The sequence below is a fragment of the Pseudomonas sp. HD57-3 genome, from assembly GCF_056113135.1.
Genome location: NZ_CM148568.1, coordinates 2,662,986 through 2,685,943, shown reverse-complemented (window position 1 = coordinate 2,685,943; position 22,958 = coordinate 2,662,986). Strand labels below are relative to the sequence as shown.

Sequence of the window (22,958 nt, the reverse complement as noted above, 5' to 3'; positions counted from 1 at the left end):
GGATTCAGCGTTTCATGGCCTCACACTGACTGCGCAGATCATGATCGCCGATTGACGAACAACTACTGCCCTTCTTCGCTTCACAAAGCGCCCGCTGGTCATGATCACCAATGCTTGAACATGAACTGCCCTTCTCCGCTTCGCAGGCCGCGCGCAGGTCGTGATCGCCGATGGAGGAACAACTGCTGCCCTTTTTGGCTTCGCAATAAGCGCGCTGGTCATGATCGCCAATGCTTGAGCACGAACTGCCTTTCTCCGCTTCGCAGGCCGAACGCAAATCGTGGTCGCCGATGGAAGAACAACTGCTGCCTTCCTCCCTGGCCTGGCAGTAACTGCGTTTGTCGTGATCACTGATGCTGGAGCAACTGGCGGAAACATAACCGCTGAACAGCAACAGCATCGCTAGAATCAGTTTCATCTCACACTTCCTTGGGCTTGCCGGGAAACAGCCTGGCACTGGTTGACGCAATCAAAACCAGATCAGCGCTTCATAGCCTCACACCGCGTACGCAAATCATGGTTGTCGATATTCCCGCAACTGCTGCCGCCCGTGGTGGCATTGCAGTAGGCACGCTGGTCGTGGTCGTCGATGTTGCCGCAGGAACTGCCACCCTGCTCCGCGTTGCACCGCGCACGCAGGTCATGATCATCGATGTTGCCGCAGCTGCTGCCGCTCTTTTTGGCGTTGCAATAGGCACGCTGGTCATGGTCGTCAATATTGCCGCAGGAACTGCCCCCCATTTCCGCGTTACACGCCGCCCGCAGATCGTGATTATCGATGTTGCCGCAACTGCTGCCGCTCTCCCTTGCATTGCAATAGGCACGCTGATCGTGGTCATCAATGTTGCCGCAACTGGCAAAGCTGTAGCTGCTGAACATCAACAACATTGCGAGTAATAGTCTCATCACACACTTCCATGGTTGACCAGGAACCAGCCTGGCACTGCTTGAGCCGATGAATGAGCGTCGCGACACGCCATCAAATTGACATCGGCTTTGTGGAAAGTTCCGGGGCGGGGATGCGTGATGATTTTTTGGATCTGAAAATGCCGTAGGAAATCACTCGATGTTGTGAGGGAGCTTGTTCTTGCGGGGATGCGAAGCGGGCCGAAATCTGGCAAGTCGCTTTCCCCTGTTACTCCGCAGCCCTTGATTTACGCCGGTTGCGCCGCCGAACGCGAGCGAACTCTCTGGCCAGACGTGGTGATTTAGCGTCCTACAGGCTGATTGCGACGGTGGGAGTCGGTGCCTAGAGTGGGTCTGTCGCTGAACAAATTTGGCGATAGGGTTTCGCAGCCCTTAAGATTGACACCCTGTTCCGTCTGGCACGGCCGACTCTCGGCTGCGCAATCTTTATGGCGGTTGTGCGTGGGAGACCTTCGGGTCTGCCGGGTCTTGGTGTTAATCCTCCGGTCTGCGAACCCGCGCATAGCTGCCACCCATTTTGTTTCGCAGCAGAACGGTGGCAATTCTTCTCATTAAAGGATTAGCACCATGGCGAACAAAAAACCGCTCTACTACTGCGCTGACATGTCCTATCCGGCTTCGGATCACCCTGTCCTGCTGATTAATGCCGAAGCCCCCTTAAGTGACCTACATGCCTGCGCATCCGAACGCCTTGAGGCAGTCCTCAAGTATCTAGATCTCATGGCGTGCACCAGCCTCCCCGACCATTCCGAACACGACATCAGCACCATCACCACGATCGCGAGGATACTGGTGCAGGACGTTAGGGATGTATTTCGGGTAATTGGGCAACGAGCAATTGAATCCTGACCCAAGCGCTCTGCCCCCCCTTTGAAACCATAAAAAACCGCGATACCGCGGTTTTTTAGTCCCTTGGATGGGTCGGAGTAAAAACTCAGTCGCAAAGTCGGCTGAGCCTCCGCCGGCTATCGACTTTGGTCTCAGCGTCTTCCACTGACAAAAACTTAGTGGCACTCTGATATCCAGCAATTGATCGGTGTACTGAGGATCTTCGATCCTGATCAGCGACAATCACGGCAACAGTAGACTAGGGAAGGATATCTCCATGAAAAAACTGCTCTTCATTCTCACACTCTTCAGCTCATTTTCTTGCACCGCCGCGACAATTCTCAATCCGATGGATTTCGACGGTTCAGAAGCACAGAAACAACAGGTCATTGATTCCATCACCGCAACGGTGAGGAAGGATTACTGCGAAAAAATCGACATGTGTCAGGAAAGCACTCTTCGCATGATGGAAAAGAAGAATCTTGACTCCTTCAAAGAAGCGACCAAAGCCACAGATCGAAAAATAATGAACGCAGTTATTCATGACTACTGCGAGAAAATTGACATGTGTAATTACAGCACTATATGGATGATGTATAAGAAAAATTTTGAAACCAAGAACAAAAGCCTTACATGGTAATTAAAGTAAGAAACTTAAAGGTGACAGACCTATAAAACACCACACAAATAAATCTGTCACTTTTTCACTTTTTCACTTTTTCACTTTTTCAGCAAGAATACAAGCGATCATAAGTCAGCCGAAAAACGGATATTAAAATGAGCAATAGTTCTGAAAAAAACTGGTGGGAATTTTACGGAATAAGATATGCACAAGGAACTGTAATTGGTGCAATGATCGTATATTTTTTATTTTCACAAAACAGCAACTTAAAAAAACTTCTATTCATGCCCACAGAGGCTAAAAGACTTCGGAGTGGCTCACCTCACACTGCTCGCGATATATGGCCTGACATATTGCTACATTGCAAGCGCGCCAATTCTAGTAATGCATGCGGGTCGAGCCTTAATATTTAAAAGCGCTGTGAATCCCAAACCTTATAAGGGAGCATCAATACGCACCCTATCGTTACTCACAATATCAATAGGTATCCCCGCTTTTCTTTCCTCAACCAATAGAATAAGCAATGCAGAAACCGGAGCACTAACCGCGTACCTAATACTTGTATTACTTCAACTGCAAATCGTTACAAGAATTATAAGTGGCAGCTGGAGCATAGCAATAACATTTTACACAGCAATCATAGACAAGAGAAAAGAGCCCAAACACGCCGAATACATCGAATCCTACAGACACATGAGAGAACACGGCAATTCTTTTCTAATTGTTATATTTCAAATGCTACTCGCAGTCCCTTTATACATACTTGCATGTTCCCCAGAACTCCCAGCAACAACCTCCATAACCAACTTATTTATGATAATTTTTTTCTGGACGGTTCCCGCCGCTTTCATTTGGGCGTACGCCACGAAAATCGAAAACAATATTCAAAATCTATAACCGCACACCCAAAAAAGCAAAAACATGGAAGACAACATGACAGATGAAACCGAAGAAACCCCTAACAAATCTCATTACGAACTATTGCTTAGATGTGCACAAAAAGAAGACTTTAGCGAGTGGAACGACTTCGTATCTATTAGTGATGACGTTATAAAGCTTCGTGGAGCTGACTTAAGCGGGCTCACGTTAACATCCATTTTACTCACAAACAAAAAAGGCAAAGGCGCAGATCTTTACGCCGCAAACTTAGAAAACTCAAAAATTGATACAATCGACTTCTCAAAGGTACACCTTTCAAAAGTAAATTTTCGAAATGCTAAAATTTCAAACTGTTTATTTTCAGAAAGCACCTGCATAAAAACAAATTTCACAAGCGCAACATTTGTACTTGTAAACTTTTCTCGGGCAAACTTACATCAAGCAGACTTCAGAAACACTGAATTTTATGAATGCGACTTTTATGAAGCATTATTTACGATGGCAAATGTGGAGAGTGCAAAATTCATGGGAGGCGGACGCAACCCTTTTTTAAAAAAAGAGCAACGACGAAACATGTGCGGAGCATCGTTCAACAGAGCGAAATTTAACAACGCCACTTATTTCGATTTATTTAACATATCTAAAAACACTGATTTCAGATCTAGCACTTTCGAAAACTCGACATTTTCGTGTGGCCTTAAACAATCACTACAATACTGCAATCGCCGACACAATTGGATAGATTGGTATAGAGATCAAGGACACCTTAAAAGCTTTCTGGTGAGAACATTCTGGTTACACTCCGACTATGGAAGATCAGCAAGACATGTTATCTATGCCTTCCTAATCGCCTCCATATTTTTCGCCTCAATATATTTTCTCTTTCCAGGACTCATCAAAGGTCTAGGCACGCACGAACCCGTACAATCTCTTTATTTCTCCATAGTTACGATGACAACATTAGGCTATGGAGACATGTCAGCATCTCTAGGCAGTTGGACAGCCCAATGCGTAATAATCGCGCAGGTTCTTTATGGGTATGTATTACTAGGCGCATTAGTATCCCTTTTAGCAAATATTTTCATTGCAGACGGACCTCCTCGCGGCCTGATCAAACATCCGGCTCCTCCGGTAAAAATAATGATAAAAACAATAAAGTCTATTTAGCGATCAGCCCACGAAAGCGCATGTAAACTTAAAAATAAAAGACGTCTAAAAAATATAGCCTAGAGGCAATTAGCCGACAGCAAGAAACCATCTATTGTAGTAGCTACGAAAAATTTAGCCGGCAGTATTTGCACGCCGGCTTTTACTTTAAACATAAAATTATTCACGCGCTGCAGTTGTACGAATCAAAAATTCGCCGGCGTATTCGCACTAATAATCTCCGCCTCATCCGCCCCAATATTCCGGAACTTATGCGGCAGCGTCGTCGGAAAATAATACCCATCCCCCGCACTCAACACGCTCACCTGTCCATCCACCGTCAACTCCACGGTGCCACGGGTCACCAACCCACACTCCTCACCTTCCGAGTGCACAATCGGCTCTTCCCCGGAACTCGCGCCCGGCGCGTATTGCTCGCGCAGCAAGCGCATCTGGCGGCTGGGGACCGAGGCGCCGATCAGGAGCAAGCGCAGGCCGTGGCGGCCGAGGTCGGGTTGTTCGCTGGCGCGGAAGACGTATTGGTGTTCGCGGGGGGGCTGGTCGAAGGTGAAGAAGTCGGCCAGGGACATCGGGATGCCTTCGAGCAGCTTTTTCAGTGAGCTGACGGAAGGACTGACACGATTCTGTTCGATCAGGGAGATGGTGGCATTGGTCACGCCGCTACGCCGGGCCAGCTCGCGCTGGGAGAGTTTGTAGCTTTCGCGTACTAGTTTGAGTCGAGAACCCGTATCCATGACAGCCTTATGTGAGAACGACTTAAGGGTAATGGGGGTGGGTGGCGGGTGCCGCGCAGGTCGCGCGGATCACGTTGCTCCCGTGTCCCGGAACCGTGAAAGGCGGCTATTAAATCACGTTTGTCGGTGTTGCTCAGCAGGTTCGATGGACGGCACATGAAAAAGCCGGCGACGCCCTTTTTGGGGGCGCCGCCGGCGAGGTTAATCAGATGCCGAAACGGTCGCGCAGCGAGTAGTACACGGCGCCGAGGGCGGTCAACGGCGCGGAGAAGGTGCGGCCGCCGAGCATTGGCATGTGCGGAAGCGAGGCGAAGGCGTCGAAGCGTTCGGCGTCGCCGCGGATCATTTCCGAGATCAGTTTGCCGGCCAGGTGCGAGCAGGTGACGCCGTGGCCGCTGTAGCCTTGCATGTAGTAGGCGTTTTTCTCGATGCGGCCGAATTGCGGCATGCGTGACATGGTCAGCAGGAAGTTGCCGGTCCAGCGGTAATCGATTTTCACGTCCTTGAGCTGCGGGAAGGTCTTGAGGATCTTCGGGCGGATCAGGGTTTCGATGTCATCCGGTTCACGGGCGCCGTAGACCACGCCGCCGCCGTAGAGCAGACGGTTGTCAGCAGTGAGTCGGTAGTAGTCGAGCAGGTAGTTGCAGTCTTCGACGCAGTAATTGTTGGTGATCAGGCTGCGGGCCTGCTTCTCGGTCAACGGTTCGGTGACGCAGATCTGCGAGCCGCACGGCATGCTCTTGGCCGTCACGCGGTTGTCGAGGCCTTGCGGCAGGTAGGCGTTGCCGGCGATCAGCAGGTACTTGGCGCGGACCTGGCCTTTGGCGGTGCGCACAACGTTGGGCTCGCCGTATTTGATTTCCACCGCAGCGGACTGCTCATAGATCTTGCCGCCCAGACGCGCGATGGCCGCGGCTTCACCGAGAGCCAGGTTCAGCGGGTGAATGTGGCCGCCCTGCATGTCCAACAGACCGCCGACGTAGGCGTCCGAGCCGACTTCGCGACGGATGTCCGCAGCGTCGAGCATCTTCAGGTTTTTATTGCCGTAACGTTCCCAGCTACGTTTTTGTTCGGCCAGGCCCTTGAGCTGTTTGTTGTTCATCGCTGCAAAAATGCCGCCCGGGCGGTAGTCGCATTTGATGTCGTATTCCTTGATGCGCGAACGGATGATGTCGGCGCCTTCGAAGATCATGCTGCCGAGGATTTCGGCGGTCTTGTCGCCGTAGCGCTCTTCGATCACGTCGACGTCGCGGCTGTAGGAGTTGACCAGTTGGCCGCCGTTGCGACCGCTGGCGCCATAGCCGACTTTCGCCGCTTCCAGCACCGTCACTTTGTAGCCGGCTTCGCTCAGGAACAGTGCCGAGGACAGGCCGGTGTAACCGGCGCCGATGATGCAGACATCGCACTCCACCGACTCTTCGAGGACCGGAAAATCGATCACTTCGTTGCGGGTGGCGGCGTAGTAGCTGTTCACGTGTTGTTGTTTCATTTTTTTATTCTCCGAGGGTCACCGGTTGCAGGCGACCACCGCTGTAAAAGAGTCAGAGCTTGATCCAGGTCGCTTTCAGCTCGGTGTACTTGTCGAACGCATGCAGCGATTTGTCGCGACCGTTGCCCGACTGCTTGAAGCCACCGAACGGCGCGGTCATGTCGCCGCCGTCGTACTGGTTGACCCACACGCTGCCGGCGCGCAGGCCACGGGCGAAGGTGTGGGCCTTGCTCAGGTTGCTGGTCCAGACCCCGGCGGCGAGGCCGAAGATGCTGTCGTTGGCGATGTGCAGTGCTTCTTCAACGGTGTCGAAGGTGATCAGCGACAGCACCGGGCCGAAGATTTCTTCCTTGGCGATGGTCATGGCGTTGGTCACGCCGTCGAAAATCGTCGGCTCGATGTAGGTGCCGCCGGTTTCTTCGAGAGTGCGCTGACCACCGGCGATCAGCTCGGCGCCCTGCTCGCGGCCGATGCTGATGTAGCGCAGCACGTTGTCCAGTTGACGCTGATCGACCACGGCGCCGACGGTGGTCGCCGGATCCAGTGCGTGACCCGGTTTCCAGGCTTGCAGCGCTTCCACCAGCAGCGGGATGAATTGCTCGCGGATCGAACGCTCCACCAGCAGGCGCGAGCCGGCGGTGCAGACTTCGCCCTGGTTGAACGCAATGGCGCCGGCCGCTGCTTGTGCTGCCGCGCGCAAGTCCGGTGCGTCGGCAAACACCACGTTCGGGCTCTTGCCCCCTGCTTCGAGCCAGACGCGTTTCATGTTGCTTTGGCCGGCATAAATCATCAGTTGCTTGGCAATCGCCGTGGAGCCGGTGAAGGCCAGCACGTCGACGTCCATGTGCAACGCCAGCGCCTTGCCGACGGTGTGGCCGAAGCCTGGCAGGACGTTGAACACGCCTTTCGGAATGCCGGCATCCAGCGCCAGTTGCGCGATGCGGATCGCGGTCAGCGGGGATTTTTCCGAAGGCTTGAGGATGAACGAGTTACCCGCCGCCAGGGCCGGGGCGAATTTCCAGCTGGCCATGATCAGCGGGAAGTTCCACGGCACGATCGCAGCAACAACGCCGGACGGCTCGCGGGTGACCAGACCGAGTTGGTCGTGCGGGGTGGCGGCGACTTCGTCGTAGATCTTGTCGATGGCTTCGGCGCTCCAGCGGATCGCGTTGGCGGTCGCCGGGATGTCGATGCTCATCGAGTCGCTGATAGGTTTGCCCATGTCGAGGGTTTCGAGCAGCGCCAGTTCTTCCTGGTGTTGCAGGATCAGATCGGCGAAGCGGATCAGGATGCGCTTGCGCTCGGCCGGGGCCTTGTTCGCCCACACGCCGGAGTTGAAGGATTGGCGCGCGGCTTCGACGGCCAGGTTGGCGTCGGCTTCATCGGTGCTGGCGACGGAGGCCAGGAAACGGCCGTCGACGGGGCTCAGGCATTCGAAGGTTTCGCCACTGATGGCCGGACGATATTCGCCGTTGATGAAGGCACGGGATTCGAGGGTCAGGGACTGGAAGCGTTGTTCCCAGTCGTTGCGGGTCATGGTCATGGGGGTGACTCACACAGAGAAAGAGGTGACCGCCGCTCCCACGGGAGCGGCGATGCTTGTGAGGTGAGCGCTTGAGCGTCAGACGGTATGCAGATACCAGTTGTACTCAAGGTCAGAGATCGAGTTTTCGAACTCGGCCAGCTCGCTTTCCTTGCACGCGACGAACACGTCGATGTACATCGGGTCGATGTAGCGGGCCATGACTTCGCTGTCGTCCAGCTCACGCAGGGCGTCGCGCAGGTTGTTCGGCAGGCTCTGTTCGTTCTGCTCGTAGCTGTTGCCTTCGACCGGGGCGCCCGGCTCGATTTCGTTCGTCAGGCCGTGGTGGATACCGGCCAGCACGGAAGCCATCAGCAGGTACGGGTTGGCGTCGGCACCGGCTACGCGGTGCTCGATGCGCACGGCATCCGGCGAACCGGTCGGCACACGGACGGCCACGGTGCGGTTGTCGATGCCCCAGCTCGGCGAGTTCGGCACGTAGAACTGTGCGCCGAAGCGGCGGTACGAGTTGACGTTCGGGCACAGGAAAGCCATTTGCGCAGGCAGGGTCTCCAGCACACCGCCGATCGCGTGGCGCAGCGCGGCGTTCTGCTCGGGATCCTCGCTGGCGAAGATGTTGTTGCCTTCTTTGTCCAGAATCGAAATGTGCACGTGCAGACCGTTGCCCGCCTGGCCCGGATACGGCTTGGCCATGAAGGTGGTGTCCATCTCGTGGTCGTAGGCGATGTTCTTCACCAGACGCTTGAGCAGGACGGCGTAGTCGCACGCCTTGATCGGGTCGGACACGTGGTGCAGGTTGACTTCGAACTGCGCCGGGGCGCTTTCCTTGACGATGGCGTCGGCAGGAATGCCCTGCTCTTTCGCGCCTTCGAGGATGTCTTGCAGGCAGTCGACGTACTCGTCGAGGTCGTCGATCAGGTAAACCTGGGTCGACACCGGACGCTTGCCCGACACCGGCGAACGCGGCGATTGCGGACGGCCGTTCACGTTGTCCTGGTCGATCAGGTAGAACTCAAGTTCGAACGCGGCGCAGATGGTCAGGCCCATTTCGTCGAACTTGCGCACCACGTTGGCCAACACTTCACGCGGGTCGGCAAAGAACGGCTCGCCTTCCAGTTCGTGCATGGTCATCAGCAGTTGTGCGGTCGGGCGCTTCTGCCAAGGCTCGATGCTCAGGGTGCCGGGGATCGGGTAGCAGATACGGTCGGAGTCGCCGATGTCCAGGCCCAGACCGGTGCTTTCCACCGTGGAGCCATTGATGTCGAGGGCGAAGAGCGAGGCCGGCAGATTGATGCCTTTCTCGTAAACCTTATGAAGACTGGTGCGCTCGATGCGCTTGCCGCGCACCACACCGTTCATGTCTGCAATCAGAAGGTCGACGTACAAAACCTCAGGATGTTTCTTAAGGAATGCGTTTGCTTCGTTGAGTTGAACGGCACGCAGAGGGACCGACATGATGCACCTATTTAGCTGTTAATTATTATGTTCACTGCTGTTTCGCCGAGCCAGTCAACCCGAACGGCAAAGTGAAGTCAATAGCGAACACAGGGCCGCTCAGCGTTTATTTTTCGGGCTTTTTTTAACACTACCGTGCCAATGCAGGCGCCAGAGCCCCGGTCTTGATGAAGATTTGATGAACGGCGTTTAGAATTTTTTACATGGGAGTTGTTAATTAAAATCAACGAGGCTAAGCTCCGGAAAAGCTCGTTCAAGTGTCAAACTTCGAGGTGAATAAAAATGGCATTCAAGCCATTGATCGGCGTTACTGCGTGCGTCAAACAGATTGGCCTGCACCCCTATCACATCAGCGGCGACAAGTACGTTCGCGCTGTCAGCGTTGCGGCGCTGGGGTTGCCCGTCGTCATTCCTTCCCTTGGCAAACTGACTGAAATCGAAGACCTGCTGGGTCAGCTCGACGGTCTGTTGCTGACCGGCTCGCCGTCCAACGTGGAACCTTTCCACTATCAGGGCCCGGACAGCGCTCCCGGCACGGATCACGATCCGGCGCGGGATGCCACTACCCTTCCTCTATTGCGTGCAGCCATCGCCGCGGGCGTTCCGGTACTCGGCATTTGCCGGGGTTTCCAGGAAATGAACGTGGCGTTCGGCGGCAGCCTGCACCAGAAGGTGCATGAGCTGCCGGGCATGCTCGATCACCGCGAAGCCGACAGCCCGGATGTCGCCGTGCAGTACGCCCCGGCCCATGCCGTGACGGTGCTGGCCGGTGGCGTGTTCGAAGCGCTGGAGTTGCCGGGTGAATTCCAGGTCAACTCGATTCACAGTCAGGGCATCGACCGCCTCGCTCCCGGCCTGCGCGCCGAAGCCGTGGCGCCGGACGGCCTGATCGAGGCGGTCTCGGTGGAGCACAGCCCGACCTTCGCCCTCGGCGTGCAATGGCACCCCGAATGGCAAGTGCTGGACAACCCGAACTACCTGCGGATTTTCCAGGCGTTCGGCGAGGCCTGCCGCCAGCGTGCGGCGCGACGCAACCAGCGCTGACGCCACCCAACGATTGCAAAACCATTTACTGCCCCCGCGGGGTCGGCGGCTGCGCGTTTGCGCATCCGTCATCCGCGATCAGCAACACACCGCGAAAACAAAAAGCACCACCCGGCAGCCAGGACGGCGGCGCCGAACAACCCGCACGGTGCGGGTCTGCAATCCACTCTTAAGCCAGGCCGCGTTGGCCCGGCGACTGAAACCTGTTGGGAGTTTCACATGGCAAACGCCTCCAGCACTTACAGGAAGGCTCTTGAAGGTCATCAGCAACCGAAAAAGGTTCTGGTGAAGGTCGATCGAGTCACCAAGAAGTTCGACGAAACCACTGCGGTGGACGATGTGTCCCTGGAGATCCATCAGGGCGAAATCTTTGCCCTGCTCGGCGGCTCCGGCTCGGGCAAATCGACCCTGCTGCGCATGCTCGCCGGTTTCGAACGGCCGACTGAAGGACGCATTCTGCTTGACGGTGTCGATATCACCGACATGCCGCCGTACGAGCGGCCGATCAACATGATGTTCCAGTCCTACGCCCTGTTCCCGCACATGACCGTGGCGCAGAACATCGCCTTCGGCCTCAAGCAGGACCGTTTGCCGGCCAGCGAAATCGATGCCCGCGTCGAAGAAATGCTGCGTCTGGTGCACATGACCCAATACGCCAAACGCCGCCCGCATCAACTGTCCGGCGGCCAGCGCCAGCGCGTGGCCCTCGCCCGCTCACTGGCCAAACGTCCGAAGCTGTTGCTGCTCGACGAACCGATGGGCGCACTGGATAAAAAACTGCGTTCGCAGATGCAGCTGGAGCTGGTGGAAATCATCGAGCGCGTCGGCGTGACCTGCGTGATGGTGACCCACGACCAGGAAGAGGCCATGACCATGGCCGAGCGGATCGCGATCATGCACCTGGGCTGGATCGCCCAGATCGGCAGCCCGGTCGACATCTATGAAGCGCCGGTCAGCCGCATGGTCTGCGAATTCATCGGCAACGTGAACGCCTTCGACGGCACCGTGGTCGAGGACCTCGAAGGTCACGCGATCATTCACAGCCCGGACTTGCAGCAAAAGATCTACGTTGGTCATGGCGTCAGCACGTCGGTGCAGGACAAGTCGATCACCTACGCGATCCGCCCGGAAAAAATGCTCGTCAGCACGATCAAGCCCGAGACCCGCTACAACTGGTCCGAAGGCAAGGTGCATGACATCGCCTACCTCGGCGGCCACTCGGTGTTCTACGTCGAATTGCCGAGCGGCAAGATCGTCCAGTCGTTCATGGCCAACGCCGAACGCCGTGGCGCGCGTCCGACCTGGGACGACAAGGTCTACGTCTGGTGGGAAGACGACAGCGGCGTGGTACTGCGCTCATGAGAACCTTCAATCAGCAATTCCTGCGCCTGGTGCCCAGCGGGCGAAAGTTCGTCATCGGCATCCCGTTCATCTGGCTGTTCCTGTTCTTCATGCTGCCGTTCTTTTTGGTGATGAAGATCAGCTTCTCGGAAGCCGCGCTGTCGATCCCGCCGTACTCGGAGATCTACACCTACGCCGAACAGAAATTCCAGCTGTTCCTGAACATCGGCAACTACACCATGCTCGGCGAAGACGAGCTGTACCTGTCGGCCTACCTCGGTTCGCTGAAAGTGGCGCTGCTCAGTACGCTGATGTGTCTGGTGATCGGTTTCCCGATGGCCTATGCGATCACCAAGACCGGCAAGGAAACGCAAAACGTCCTGCTGCTGTTGATCATGATGCCGACCTGGACCGCGATCCTGATCCGCGTGTATGCGTGGATGGGCATCCTCAGCAACAACGGTCTGCTCAACGCGTTCCTGATGTGGACCGGGCTCACCGATCACCCGATCGAGATCCTCAACACCAACACGGCCGTGTATATCGGCGTGGTCTACGCCTACCTGCCGTTCATGGTGCTGCCGCTCTACGCCAACCTGGTGAAGCACGACGGCAGCCTGCTGGAAGCCGCGCAGGATCTGGGTTCGAGCAACTTCAACAACTTTTGGAAAATCACCGTGCCGCTGGCCAAGAACGGCATCATCGCCGGCTGCATGCTGGTGTTCATTCCGGTAGTGGGCGAGTTCGTGATTCCGGAACTGCTGGGTGGCCCGGAGACCCTGATGATCGGTCGCGTGCTGTGGCAAGAGTTCTTCAATAACCGCGACTGGCCGGTGGCGTCTGCCCTGGCGGTGGTGATGCTGTTGATCCTGATTGTGCCGATTCTGCTGTTCAACCGCAGCCAGGCCAAAGAGATGGAGGCACGGGGATGAAACGCTTCGGTTTTGCAAAGTTCATGTTGATCTTCGGCCTGACGTTCATTTATCTGCCGATGCTGATTCTGGTGATCTACTCGTTCAACGCATCCAAACTGGTGACGGTCTGGGGTGGCTGGTCGGTGAAGTGGTACGTCGGCCTGCTCGACAACACCCAACTGATGGGCTCGGTGGTGCGCTCGCTGGAAATCGCCTGCTACACCGCGATTGCCGCCGTGGCGCTGGGCACCCTCGCCGCCTTCGTGCTGACTCGTGTAACGCGCTTCAAGGGTCGCACGCTGTTCGGTGGTCTGGTCACCGCGCCGCTGGTGATGCCTGAGGTGATCACCGGTCTGTCGCTGTTGCTGCTGTTCGTGGCGATGGCGCAACTGATCGGCTGGCCGCAGGAGCGTGGCATCGTCACGATCTGGATCGCCCACACCACGTTTTGTGCCGCTTATGTGGCGGTGGTAGTCTCCGCCCGCTTGCGCGAGCTGGACCTGTCGATCGAAGAAGCGGCGATGGATCTGGGCGCGAAACCGTTCAAGGTGTTTTTCCTGATCACCATTCCGATGATCGCGCCGTCGCTGGCGGCGGGCGGCATGATGTCGTTCGCCCTGTCGCTGGACGATCTGGTGCTGGCGAGCTTCGTGTCCGGCCCGGGCTCCACCACCCTGCCGATGGAAGTGTTCTCGGCGGTGCGTCTGGGCGTTAAGCCCGAGATCAACGCCGTGGCCAGCCTGATTCTGCTGGCAGTGTCGCTGGTGACCTTCCTGGTCTGGTACTTCGGCCGCAAGGCAGAAGCCAGCCGCAAGCGTGCGATTCAGGAAGCGATGGATCAGACCGCCAACGAATCGTGGCAGCAACCGCAACCTCAACGAGTGGCAGCGACGGCCTAGGGCCGTCGCGTTTACGGCTTTGCGCTTTTGCTTAAAAGCTTTTGAATAAAAAGAATGGAGTTTCACCGATGAAAATGTTTGGCAGGACTCTGCTGACACTGTCCTTATTGGGCGCAATCGCCACGGGCGCCCAGGCCAACGACAAGGTGCTGCGCGTTTACAACTGGTCGGATTACATCGCCCCGGACACCGTCAAGAAGTTCGAGGACGAGACCGGCATCCGCGTGACCTACGATGTGTTCGACAGCAATGAAACCCTCGAAGCGCGTTTGCTCGCGGGTAAATCCGGCTACGACATCGTGGTGCCGTCCAACAGTTTCCTGGCCAAGCAGATCAAGGCCGGGGTCTATCAGACCCTGGATAAATCGAAGCTGCCAAACTGGAAAAACCTCAACCCGGTGCTGCTGAAAAACGCCTCCGCCAGTGATCCGGACAACGCCCACGCGTTCCCGTACATGTGGGGTTCGATCGGCATCGGCTTCAACCCGGACAAGGTCCGCGAAGTGCTCGGCAAGAATGCGCCGACCAATTCCTGGGACCTGCTGTTCAAACCGGAGAACGCCGAGAAGCTGAAGGCCTGCGGTATCAGCTTCCTCGACTCGCCGACCGAAATGCTCCCGGCCGCCCTGCACTACCTGGGCTATCCGGTGAACGACAAGGACGTGAAGCACATCGCCGAAGCCGAAGCGCTGTTCATGAAGATCCGGCCGTCGGTGGCGTACTTCCATTCCTCCAAGTACATCTCGGATCTGGCCAACGGCAACATTTGCGTGGCGGTCGGTTACTCGGGTGACGTGCTGCAGGCCAAGGCCCGCGCGGTCGAATCGGGCAACAAGGTCGAGATCGACTACAGCATTCCCAAGGAAGGCGCCGGCAGTTTCTATGACATGGTCGCCATCCCGCGCGATGCCGCCAACGTCGAGAACGCCTACCTGTTCATGAACTTCCTGATGCGCCCGGACATCATCGCCGAAGTCACCAACAGCATCGGCTACAGCAACGCCAACGAAGCCGCGACGCCGCTGGTAGACGAAGCGATCCGCAACGACCCGGGCTCGTACCCGCCGCAAGCGGTGATGGCCACGCTGTATGCGGTGCCGGATCAACCGATTGCCACGCAACGGATCATGACCCGGGGCTGGACACGCGTGAAACTCGGCAAATAAATCCGGAGTGCTCGCGGTAATCGTTCCCACGCTCCGCGTGGGAATGCAGCCCGGGACGCTCCGCGTCCCAAAGCGGACGCAGAGCGTCCATTGAGGCATTCCCACGCAGAGCGTGGGAACGATCAGTCAGAAAGAATTGATGATTTTCCGTTCACGTAGCGCCTTACCACCGCTGCCCCCTGCTCTGAACGGCCTCACCTGGCTTCCTCGGTTCAGGTGAATTCAGGCGCCCTCGGGCGCCTTTTTTTGTGGGCTCAGATCAGTGGCCAGTCGGCCAGCGAGCGGTAGCGGCCCTTGTGGGATTCGAACAGCGCAAAGCGTTCCGCCCGCAGAAAGAACTCCGGTGGCGTGGCGGATTCCGGTTCCGGCGCCCGGTAGTCCCGGGCCAGCGTCAGGTGCGGGCGATACTCGCGCGTCGCCTCTTCAAACCCGAACGGCAACATTGCCTGCTCCAGCGCATACACCAGCCGCAACAATCCCTGCGGCGCCTGTTCCGGCGCCAGCGACAACACCCCGGCGCGCCGCCAGACCTGCAACCGATCCAGTGAAATCCTCAGCGCCTCACCCGGCGTGCGCACCTTCGCCGCCGCCTCGCAGACTTCGCCAATCTGCGCCAACGGCACCGCGCCGAGAAACAGCAGCGTCAGGTGAAAGTTGTCCGCCGGTACCGGTTTGCCGGTGCGCAACCCCAGTTCGCTGCGCCACTGGGCAATCGCCTTGCGCTGCGCCGGCGGGCAGTCCAGGGCGAAGAACAGCCGCTTGACCGGTTGATCCCCGCGCGTTTCGTCCGTCATGGCCACGCTCCTTCGTTCGTCGAGATCCGTGGATTCTACACGCCCGTTTCTGGCGACTCTCGGCATGGGGTTTATAGTTCAACGATTGCCATCAACCGGAGGACGTCATGCGCGAGATCCTCAGCAAAGAACCCTGGTGGGCCCGACCGCCGAATCCCGGGCAGGATGAAAGCGAACTGGAATGGGGCTGGCTGGTGCATTACAGCGAAGGTGAGCCGCGTTTCGAATTCGTCCGCGAGCGGCCGACGGACGAGCAGATCCGCAACCGCAAAGGCTGCCGGATCACCCCGTCGGCGGAGTGACCCGGCAACGCGGCATCAAGGCTCGAGAATGTCCTTGAAGCCACCGAAGATCATCCGCTGCCCATCGAACGGCATCGGATTGACGTCCGGCTGCATGCGCGGGTCTTCCATCATTTTTGCCATGCCGGCATCGCGGGTGGCCTTGTCCGGCCAGACCAGCCAGCCCGCCGATACGGTTTCGCCTTCCTTGAGTTTCACCGCCATCGGGAATGAGGTGACCTTGCCGTCCGGCACGTCATCGCCCCAGCCCTGAATCACCTCCAGCGCACCGTATTCCTTGAACAGCTTCGCGGCGATCTCGCAGTGTTTCTTGTACTGCTCGCGATTGGCATTGGGCACGGGCGCCACGAACACATCGATGTAAGCCATGATCATTCTCCTTGCAGGGTGGGTTCGATCTGCTGAGTAGTCGACTCGGGCGGCCGCCATTCGACACGATTGACGCCCAACCCGACCGACGGCTCATCCCGCCCGCCAAGATTGCCCTCGACCTGCGCCGCCATGTGCAGCGTGCCGGCCATCACGCCGGTGGTCGGGTTCTGCACCAGTTTCACCCAGGCCTTGTCGAACGTGTTGCCCAGGCTGCTGCGGATCAAGGCCTCGCTGTCGGGGCGGTCATTGGCCTGAATGATCGCGCGGATGCCCGCCACACCGACCGAAATCAGCGCCCCGGCCAGTTTGCCTGCCGCTGCCGCCACCGCGCTCGCGGCGCCGCGCGGGGCAATTTCCGCCTCCATGCGCTGACTGGCGCGCTTGGCCACCGGCGCCATCGCCGTATCGGTCGAGGCCACGCCTTTCGAGCCGCCGTCGGTGTGGATCTTGTCGATCAGCGCGGCGTAGGCCGGCAGCGTGTTCAACGGCTGCGTGCTGACAACCTGGTACAACGAGGCGTCCCGGGCTGGCGGCGGGCCAAGGGCGATGGCGGGGATTTTCTGCAACCGCCCGTTGAGCTGGGCGATGGGCACGCCGTGGCGCTGGGCGATGACCGGCATTTGCTGCGCCATCAGTTGCGCGTAGAACGCGGTGGACTGGCCGAGGATCGCGTCCGGGTCGATCTCCACCGCCACCGGCGCCAGCACCCGTTCCTGATATTGCTCCAGCAGATAGGCCGCCAGACGCTTGGCCGAGGCATCCTGCTCGCCGCTGGCACTGATCGTGTACCAGCTGACCTTCATCGACAGCCATTCCTGGGTCCAGTAACTGCTGAACCACGGGATGAAATTTTCTTCAGTTTGCTCATAGACCCGAATGCGCCAATGTTCCATCGAGCCACGGGCGAACAGCTTGACCTGCTCGGTGGCCTGCTTCGAGGCGCTGACGATTTCCCGGTCGATCTGCTGCCAGGTGGCCGGCGAGACCACCACCGCCGGCGCGCTCACCGGGGCCCGCGCCGTGGTGGCGCAGCCGGCCAGCAACACCAGTGCGGCGACGAGCAGCGCACGCAGGTTCACGGTGGCGGTCCTTATCTGTTCTTCGGGCAGGAGACCTGAAGAATCCGGGAGAGATGAAATGAGTATAGGTGCGTGCGGTGCGCCGTTTATCCGCTGGTCAGGGCTGCATCAGTCCAACCATCAATGGCGTCGATATTCACCATTGCGACGATTGCCTTCCGCCGACCGCTCGCCAAAGGCACGATTAACCCATCCGAAACACACAGCACGAGGAGTTCACATCATGATCAGTACCGTCACCCTCGCCGTGAGTTTCCCGGTCTTCGGCAGCAACTACTACGATCAGCACGCCGTGTCGCGCAAGACCCAGGCGTTGGTGTTCGACGAAGCTTTCGAAGATCTGTTGATGCCCGCCGCGAGCAATCATTTCAGCAATGAAGTGGTCGGCCTCAACGATCAGTTCCGTTTTCTGAGCGACATTCTCGCCACCCATTTGCTGGACATCGAGGCCTCCGTGCCTGCGCGATCCAGCGTCCGGGCGAGCGCTCATTTTTAATGCCAGAGGGCGTTCCGGTCGGGGAACGCCCTCTTCGTTTCAATCAGTCATCATCCCGGTCGCGGTGATAACGACGCCCGTCGCGGCGATCGTCGTCGCGGTCGTCCCAGCGTCGGTCATGATCGTAGTAACGGCCATGATCGCGGTCGTAATGCCGGCCATGGCGATGGTCATCATCGAAATCCGCCACACAGCCGCCCAGCAATACGGCGGCGGAAACAGTCAGCAGCAGGCTTGTTGCACGCATCATTCAGAATTTCCCTAAAACCAAGGTCTTGACGTCGGAGACAGTCAGCGCGGGTGCACGCTGGCGCAGATACGACCGGGGAAAAAGGCTTTGATTCACTGGCCACCAATGACCGTTCATCGCCCATCCTCCCGCGTCCGGCCCATTCACCCAGTGGCCATTTGATGGCTTTGACTAGGGCGAAATCCGACAAAACCTTTTCCTCCCCCCTGCGGTCACTCCTAGAACAGACCAAGACTGGCTACCACGCCGGCGTGCCCTGGCGGGTCATTTGCAACCTGCCGACCTGATCAGAGGAAGCCCAGCCATGAACGACCATCCGCCGTTGGCGATTTCCCGACGCCGTTTCCTGATTCTCGGGGCCGTGACCGCGACTGCGTTCGCGATGCCGCCCTTCATCAGCCTCAAGGCCTACGCGGCCACTCTGGAGCAACCGGCCATGGCCAAAGTGACCCTTGAAGTCAACGGCAAGCCGCAGACGCTGGAGATCGACACCCGTACCACCCTGCTCGATGCCCTGCGCGAACACCTGCAGCTGACCGGCAGCAAAAAGGGCTGCGACCACGGCCAGTGCGGCGCCTGCACGGTGATCGTCGATGGCCGGCGAATCAATTCGTGCCTGACCCTGGCGGTAATGCAGGACGGCGCCAAAGTCACCACCATCGAAGGCCTGGGAATGCCAGACCACCTGCACCCCATGCAGGCGGCGTTCGTCAAACATGACGGTTACCAGTGCGGCTACTGCACGCCGGGGCAGATCTGTTCGGCGGTGGCGGTGCTTCAGGAAATCCGCGACGGCATCCCCAGCCACGCCAGTCCCAGCCTCACCGAAGCACCGCAACTGATCGCCAGCGAATTGCAGGAGCGCATGAGCGGCAACATCTGCCGCTGCGGTGCCTACTCGAACATCATCGAAGCCATCAGCGAAGTCGCGGAGGTGCCAGCATGAGAGCGTTCAATTACAGCCGCGCCGACTCCCCTGCCGCAGCCGCCGCCCAAGCCGCGCAAATCGAAGGGGCGCGTTTCATCGCCGGCGGCACCAACCTGTTGGACTTGATGAAACTCGACATCGAAACGCCACAGCAGCTGATTGACGTCAATCACCTGGGTCTCGACCAGATCGAAGCCACCGAGGACGGCGGCTTGCGCATCGGCGCACTGGTGCGCAACACCGATCTGGCCGCGGACAGCCGCGTCCGAAAAGACTACGCGCTGCTCGCTCGCGCCTTGCTTGCCGGTGCATCGGGCCAGTTGCGCAACATGGCGACCACCGCCGGCAATCTGCTCCAGCGCACGCGCTGCCCGTATTTCTACGACACCAATCAGGCCTGTAATAAACGCAAACCCGGCAGTGGCTGCACGGCAATTGGCGGTGTTAGTCGACAACTCGGGATCATCGGTGTCAGCGACGCCTGTATTGCGACCCATCCGAGTGACATGGCGATTGCGATGCGTGCGCTCGATGCCCAGATCGAAACGCTCAAAGCCGATGGCAGCACCCGGCGCATCGCCATCGCGGATTTCCATCAATTGCCCGGCGCCACCCCGAATGTCGAAACCAGTCTGACGCCCGGCGAACTGATTACCGCCGTCACCCTGCCCGCGCCGGTGGGCGGCACCCATGTCTATCACAAGGTGCGCGACCGCTCGTCGTACGCCTTCGCCCTGGTTTCCGTCGGCCTGATCCTGCAGAAGGATGGCAGCGGTCGCCTCGCCGTCGGCGGCATCGCGCCGAAACCCTGGCGGGTCGAAGCGGCGGAAGCGCTGTTGCCGCAAGGCGCGAAAGCCGTCAGTGCACGTCTGCTCGACGGCGCCACACCGACCCCGGACAACCAGTTCAAAGTGACGCTGGTCGAGCGCACGATTGCCTCGGTGCTGGCCCAAGCGAGGGACGAAGCATGAAATTCGACACGCCCGCCACGACCAACCCGATTGATCAGCTGAACGTCATCGGCAAACCCACCGACCGCATCGAAGGTCCGCTGAAGACCAGTGGCCAGGCGCCTTACGCCTACGAGCAACATGAAGCCGTGAAGAATCAGGCCTATGGCGTGATGGTCGGTTCGGCCATTGCCAAGGGCCGCATCACCCGCATCGATCTGGAGGCCGCCCGCGCCGCGCCGGGGGTGCTGACCATCGTCACCGCCGCCAACGCCGGCAAGCTTGGCAAAGGCAAATACAACGCCGCGCACCTGCTGGCCGGGCCGCAAGTGCAGCACTATCACCAGGCCGTGGCGCTGGTGGTCGCCGAAACCTTTGAACAGGCGCGGGCCGCCGCGCAGTTGGTCAACGTCGAATACGCGACCGACAAAGGTCAGTTTGATCTGGCCAGCGTGCGCGATCAGGGCGTGGAGCCGAAAGACGAATTGCCGGACGTCACACACGGCGATTTCGCCACCGCCTTCGCCGCCGCGCCCGTGCAGTTCGACCAGACCTATACCACGCCGGATCAATCCCACGCGATGATGGAGCCCCACGCGACACTCGCCGCCTGGAAAGGCGATCACGTGACGCTCTGGACCTCCAACCAGATGATCGCCTGGAGCGTCGGCGACATCGCCGCCACTCTCGGTCTACCCAAGGAAAACGTGCGGCTGATCTCGCCGTACATTGGCGGCGGTTTCGGCGGCAAGCTGTTCATTCGTGCCGACGCGATCCTCGCCGCCCTCGGCGCACGTCTGGCGAACCGACCCGTGAAGGTCGCCCTCGCGCGCCCGCAGATCGCCAACAACACCACTCACCGCCCCGCCACCGTCCAGCGCATCCGCATGGGCGCCACGGCGGACGGCAAACTCACCGCTATCGCCCATGAAGGCTGGTCGGGCAACCTTGCCGACGGCAAGGTCGAAGTCGCGGCGCAGCCAAGTCAGTTGCTCTACGCCGCAGAAAATCGCCTTGTGAGCATGCGCCTGGCACCGCTGGATCTGCCCGAAGGCAACGCCATGCGTGCCCCCGGTGAAACGCCGGGACTGATGGCGCTGGAGATCGCCATGGACGAGATGGCGGAACAGCTCAAACTCGACCCGATCCAGTTCCGCATCCTCAACGACACGCAGGTCGATCCGGTGAAAACCGAGCGGCCATTCTCCCAGCGGCGACTGATCGAATGCCTGCAAACCGGCGCCGAACACTTTGGCTGGGATAAACGCAATGCAACGCCCGGCAGCCGTCGCGAAGGTCGCTGGCTGATCGGCATGGGCGTCGCGGCGGCGATTCGCAACAACCTGCTGGTGAAGTCCGGCGCGCGAGTGCGGCTGGAGCGCGACGGCAAGATCAGCGTTGAAACCGACATGACGGACATCGGGACCGGCAGCTACACGATCATTGCCCAGACCGCCGCCGAAGTGATGGGCGTGCGTCTCGACGATGTGGCTGTGCATTTGGGCGATTCGAACTTTCCGGTGTCGTCCGGCTCCGGCGGCCAGTTCGGCGCCAACTGTTCGACCGCCGGGGTCTACGCGGCTTGCATGAAACTGCGCGAAGCGATCACGGCCAAACTCGGCATGAGCGCGGGTGAGGCGCAGTTTGCCGATGGCCACGTGCGGCTGGGCAGCAAGAACGTGCCGTTACGTGAGGCCGCGCAACACGCCCCGATCGAAGTCGAGGACAGCATCGAATTCGCCGACCTCGCCAAGCAGTACCAGCAGTCGACCTTCGGCGCGCACTTCGTCGAAGTCGCCGTCGATGCCGCCACCGGCGAAGTCCGCGTAAGGCGCATGCTCGCGGTCTGCGCCGCCGGGCGGATCCTCAATCCAAAATCGGCCCGCAGCCAGGTGATCGGCGCGATGACCATGGGCGTCGGTGCGGCGTTGATGGAAGAACTCGCGGTGGACAAGCGCCAGGGCTTTTTCGTCAACCATGACCTGGCGGGCTACGAAGTGCCGGTGCACGCCGACATCCCGCATCAGGAGGTGATTTTCCTCGATGAAACCGACCCGATTTCATCGCCGATGAAAGCCAAGGGTGTCGGTGAACTGGGGATCTGCGGCGTGAGTGCGGCGGTGGCGAATGCGATCTACAACGCCACGGGCGCGCGGGTGCGGGAGTACCCGATTACCTTGGACAAGATTCTCGCGTCACTGCCGGAGATGATTTGATTTGTGGACTGGCCCCACGGTGAAGACGTTCGGTCTCACCGTGGGCGACTTGTTGATTATCGGACGTCGGGATACTCCGACTCTCCCACCTGCTCCATCCAGTCCACCACTTTGCCATCCAGCATTTCAGCAATGGCGATATGCGTCATGGCCGTGGTCGGCGCCGCACCGTGCCAATGCTTCACGTCGGGCGCGATCCACACGGTGTCGCCTGGCCGAATCACCCGCACCGGCTGCCCCCATTCCTGCACAAAGCCTGACCCAGCGGTAACAATCAGCGTTTGCCCCAACGGATGGGTGTGCCACGCCGTACGCGCTCCCGGCTCAAAGGTCACGGTGGCGCCGCTTATCCGCGCCGCATCGCTGCCCTTGAACGGCGCATCGACCCGTACCGTCCCGGTAAACCAGTCGCTCGGGCCTTTGGCCGACGGTTGTGAGCCGTTGGGGGTAACGGTCACGCGAGATGTTTCGCTGGCCTGGACTTCGCCCGCCAGCAGGGAAAGGGTCAGCGCCGAAGCGGCGATCGGATTCATGTTGAGGCTCTCCAGAAAAGGGACAGCCTC

General features: G+C 58.8%; 24 protein-coding genes. 13 read left to right on the top strand and 11 right to left on the bottom strand.

Features of this window, described 5'->3' with window-relative positions; genetic code table 11:
* Nucleotides 1–4: 4 nt before the first annotated feature.
* Together AC0R79_RS12090 and AC0R79_RS12085 are read right to left on the bottom strand one after the other, a co-directional pair.
* Nucleotides 5–418 (bottom strand): hypothetical protein, encoded by a 414-nt coding sequence (locus AC0R79_RS12090; RefSeq protein WP_240664988.1) that lies wholly within the window; start codon nucleotides 416–418, stop codon nucleotides 5–7.
* Nucleotides 419–480: 62 nt separating this feature from the next.
* A complete protein-coding gene (locus AC0R79_RS12085) occupies nucleotides 481–906 on the bottom strand; it encodes a hypothetical protein (RefSeq protein ID WP_127797645.1) in 426 nt (141 codons plus the stop codon).
* Between the two features lie 588 nt (nucleotides 907–1,494).
* On the opposite strand from AC0R79_RS12085, the gene AC0R79_RS12080 reads away from it, so the two are divergent.
* From AC0R79_RS12080 to AC0R79_RS12070, 3 genes are all read left to right on the top strand, one after another.
* Nucleotides 1,495–1,776 (top strand): fructose-bisphosphate aldolase, encoded by a 282-nt coding sequence (locus AC0R79_RS12080; protein WP_103386517.1) that lies wholly within the window; start codon nucleotides 1,495–1,497, stop codon nucleotides 1,774–1,776.
* A gap of 256 nt (nucleotides 1,777–2,032) precedes the next feature.
* Nucleotides 2,033–2,395 (top strand): hypothetical protein, encoded by a 363-nt coding sequence (locus AC0R79_RS12075; protein ID WP_127797644.1) that lies wholly within the window; start codon nucleotides 2,033–2,035, stop codon nucleotides 2,393–2,395.
* A gap of 915 nt (nucleotides 2,396–3,310) precedes the next feature.
* On the top strand, nucleotides 3,311–4,423 hold the full coding sequence (locus AC0R79_RS12070) for a pentapeptide repeat-containing protein (protein WP_474734540.1): 1,113 nt from the start codon (nucleotides 3,311–3,313) through the stop codon (nucleotides 4,421–4,423).
* Between the two features lie 185 nt (nucleotides 4,424–4,608).
* Here the strand turns inward: AC0R79_RS12070 and AC0R79_RS12065 are convergent, their stop codons facing one another.
* From AC0R79_RS12065 to AC0R79_RS12050, 4 genes are all read right to left on the bottom strand, one after another.
* On the bottom strand, nucleotides 4,609–5,157 hold the full coding sequence (locus tag AC0R79_RS12065; protein WP_127797641.1) for a cupin domain-containing protein: 549 nt from the start codon (nucleotides 5,155–5,157) through the stop codon (nucleotides 4,609–4,611).
* A gap of 205 nt (nucleotides 5,158–5,362) precedes the next feature.
* Nucleotides 5,363–6,646 carry an NAD(P)/FAD-dependent oxidoreductase gene (locus AC0R79_RS12060; protein ID WP_474734537.1) on the bottom strand — a complete coding sequence of 428 codons (1,284 nt, stop codon included), beginning with the start codon at nucleotides 6,644–6,646 and terminating at the stop codon, nucleotides 5,363–5,365.
* Nucleotides 6,647–6,698: 52 nt separating this feature from the next.
* The gene (locus AC0R79_RS12055) at nucleotides 6,699–8,189 is read right to left on the bottom strand and encodes an aldehyde dehydrogenase (protein ID WP_127797639.1); all 1,491 of its coding nucleotides are present in this window, start codon (nucleotides 8,187–8,189) and stop codon (nucleotides 6,699–6,701) included.
* Nucleotides 8,190–8,267: 78 nt separating this feature from the next.
* Nucleotides 8,268–9,644: a glutamine synthetase family protein gene (locus AC0R79_RS12050; protein ID WP_007957099.1), complete on the bottom strand. Its 1,377-nt coding sequence runs from the start codon at nucleotides 9,642–9,644 to the stop codon at nucleotides 8,268–8,270.
* A 282-nt stretch (nucleotides 9,645–9,926) separates the two neighbouring features.
* On the opposite strand from AC0R79_RS12050, the gene AC0R79_RS12045 reads away from it, so the two are divergent.
* The 5 genes from AC0R79_RS12045 (at nucleotide 9,927) to AC0R79_RS12025 (ending at nucleotide 15,008) form a co-directional block, all read left to right on the top strand.
* Nucleotides 9,927–10,688, top strand: a complete 762-nt coding sequence (locus tag AC0R79_RS12045) for a gamma-glutamyl-gamma-aminobutyrate hydrolase family protein (RefSeq protein ID WP_007957108.1) — start codon at nucleotides 9,927–9,929, stop codon at nucleotides 10,686–10,688.
* A 219-nt stretch (nucleotides 10,689–10,907) separates the two neighbouring features.
* Complete coding sequence (gene potA / locus AC0R79_RS12040; RefSeq protein WP_007957110.1) at nucleotides 10,908–12,050, top strand: polyamine ABC transporter ATP-binding protein; 1,143 nt, start codon at nucleotides 10,908–10,910, stop codon at nucleotides 12,048–12,050.
* The gene (locus tag AC0R79_RS12035) at nucleotides 12,047–12,961 is read left to right on the top strand and encodes an ABC transporter permease subunit (protein WP_007957117.1); all 915 of its coding nucleotides are present in this window, start codon (nucleotides 12,047–12,049) and stop codon (nucleotides 12,959–12,961) included. The genes potA and AC0R79_RS12035 overlap by 4 nt, the downstream gene beginning before the upstream one ends.
* Nucleotides 12,958–13,842 carry an ABC transporter permease subunit gene (locus AC0R79_RS12030; protein ID WP_474734535.1) on the top strand — a complete coding sequence of 295 codons (885 nt, stop codon included), beginning with the start codon at nucleotides 12,958–12,960 and terminating at the stop codon, nucleotides 13,840–13,842. Before AC0R79_RS12035 ends, AC0R79_RS12030 begins: the two co-directional genes overlap by 4 nt.
* Nucleotides 13,843–13,910: 68 nt before the next feature.
* Entirely contained in the window at nucleotides 13,911–15,008 is a 1,098-nt protein-coding gene (locus tag AC0R79_RS12025; protein ID WP_007957121.1) for a polyamine ABC transporter substrate-binding protein, read from the top strand.
* A 254-nt stretch (nucleotides 15,009–15,262) separates the two neighbouring features.
* Here AC0R79_RS12025 and thpR read toward each other — a convergent pair whose 3' ends face one another.
* Entirely contained in the window at nucleotides 15,263–15,802 is a 540-nt protein-coding gene (gene thpR, locus AC0R79_RS12020; protein WP_007957123.1) for an RNA 2',3'-cyclic phosphodiesterase, read from the bottom strand.
* A 107-nt stretch (nucleotides 15,803–15,909) separates the two neighbouring features.
* Here thpR and AC0R79_RS12015 point away from each other — a divergent pair, with 107 nt between their 5' ends.
* On the top strand, nucleotides 15,910–16,104 hold the full coding sequence (locus AC0R79_RS12015) for a hypothetical protein (RefSeq protein WP_007957125.1): 195 nt from the start codon (nucleotides 15,910–15,912) through the stop codon (nucleotides 16,102–16,104).
* Nucleotides 16,105–16,119: 15 nt separating this feature from the next.
* Here AC0R79_RS12015 and AC0R79_RS12010 read toward each other — a convergent pair whose 3' ends face one another.
* Together AC0R79_RS12010 and AC0R79_RS12005 are read right to left on the bottom strand one after the other, a co-directional pair.
* Entirely contained in the window at nucleotides 16,120–16,473 is a 354-nt protein-coding gene (locus AC0R79_RS12010; protein WP_085748278.1) for a DUF1428 domain-containing protein, read from the bottom strand.
* A gap of 2 nt (nucleotides 16,474–16,475) precedes the next feature.
* Nucleotides 16,476–17,555, bottom strand: coding sequence for a hypothetical protein (locus tag AC0R79_RS12005; protein WP_474734533.1), 1,080 nt, complete (start codon nucleotides 17,553–17,555; stop codon nucleotides 16,476–16,478).
* A gap of 223 nt (nucleotides 17,556–17,778) precedes the next feature.
* Here AC0R79_RS12005 and AC0R79_RS12000 point away from each other — a divergent pair, with 223 nt between their 5' ends.
* Nucleotides 17,779–18,051: a hypothetical protein gene (locus AC0R79_RS12000; RefSeq protein ID WP_085607515.1), complete on the top strand. Its 273-nt coding sequence runs from the start codon at nucleotides 17,779–17,781 to the stop codon at nucleotides 18,049–18,051.
* 43 nt (nucleotides 18,052–18,094) lie between these two features.
* Here the strand turns inward: AC0R79_RS12000 and AC0R79_RS11995 are convergent, their stop codons facing one another.
* Nucleotides 18,095–18,301 carry a hypothetical protein gene (locus AC0R79_RS11995; protein ID WP_064382340.1) on the bottom strand — a complete coding sequence of 69 codons (207 nt, stop codon included), beginning with the start codon at nucleotides 18,299–18,301 and terminating at the stop codon, nucleotides 18,095–18,097.
* 304 nt (nucleotides 18,302–18,605) lie between these two features.
* On the opposite strand from AC0R79_RS11995, the gene paoA reads away from it, so the two are divergent.
* From paoA to paoC, 3 genes are read left to right on the top strand one after another with little or no spacing between them, the layout of a single operon-like run.
* A complete protein-coding gene (gene paoA, locus AC0R79_RS11990; protein ID WP_474734532.1) occupies nucleotides 18,606–19,247 on the top strand; it encodes an aldehyde dehydrogenase iron-sulfur subunit PaoA in 642 nt (213 codons plus the stop codon).
* Entirely contained in the window at nucleotides 19,244–20,200 is a 957-nt protein-coding gene (locus AC0R79_RS11985) for an FAD binding domain-containing protein (RefSeq protein WP_474734531.1), read from the top strand. Before paoA ends, AC0R79_RS11985 begins: the two co-directional genes overlap by 4 nt.
* Nucleotides 20,197–22,395 carry an aldehyde oxidoreductase molybdenum-binding subunit PaoC gene (gene paoC, locus AC0R79_RS11980; protein WP_474734530.1) on the top strand — a complete coding sequence of 733 codons (2,199 nt, stop codon included), beginning with the start codon at nucleotides 20,197–20,199 and terminating at the stop codon, nucleotides 22,393–22,395. Before AC0R79_RS11985 ends, paoC begins: the two co-directional genes overlap by 4 nt.
* A gap of 56 nt (nucleotides 22,396–22,451) precedes the next feature.
* Here the strand turns inward: paoC and AC0R79_RS11975 are convergent, their stop codons facing one another.
* Entirely contained in the window at nucleotides 22,452–22,928 is a 477-nt protein-coding gene (locus AC0R79_RS11975; protein ID WP_064595382.1) for a (R)-mandelonitrile lyase, read from the bottom strand.
* Nucleotides 22,929–22,958 lie beyond the last annotated feature (30 nt).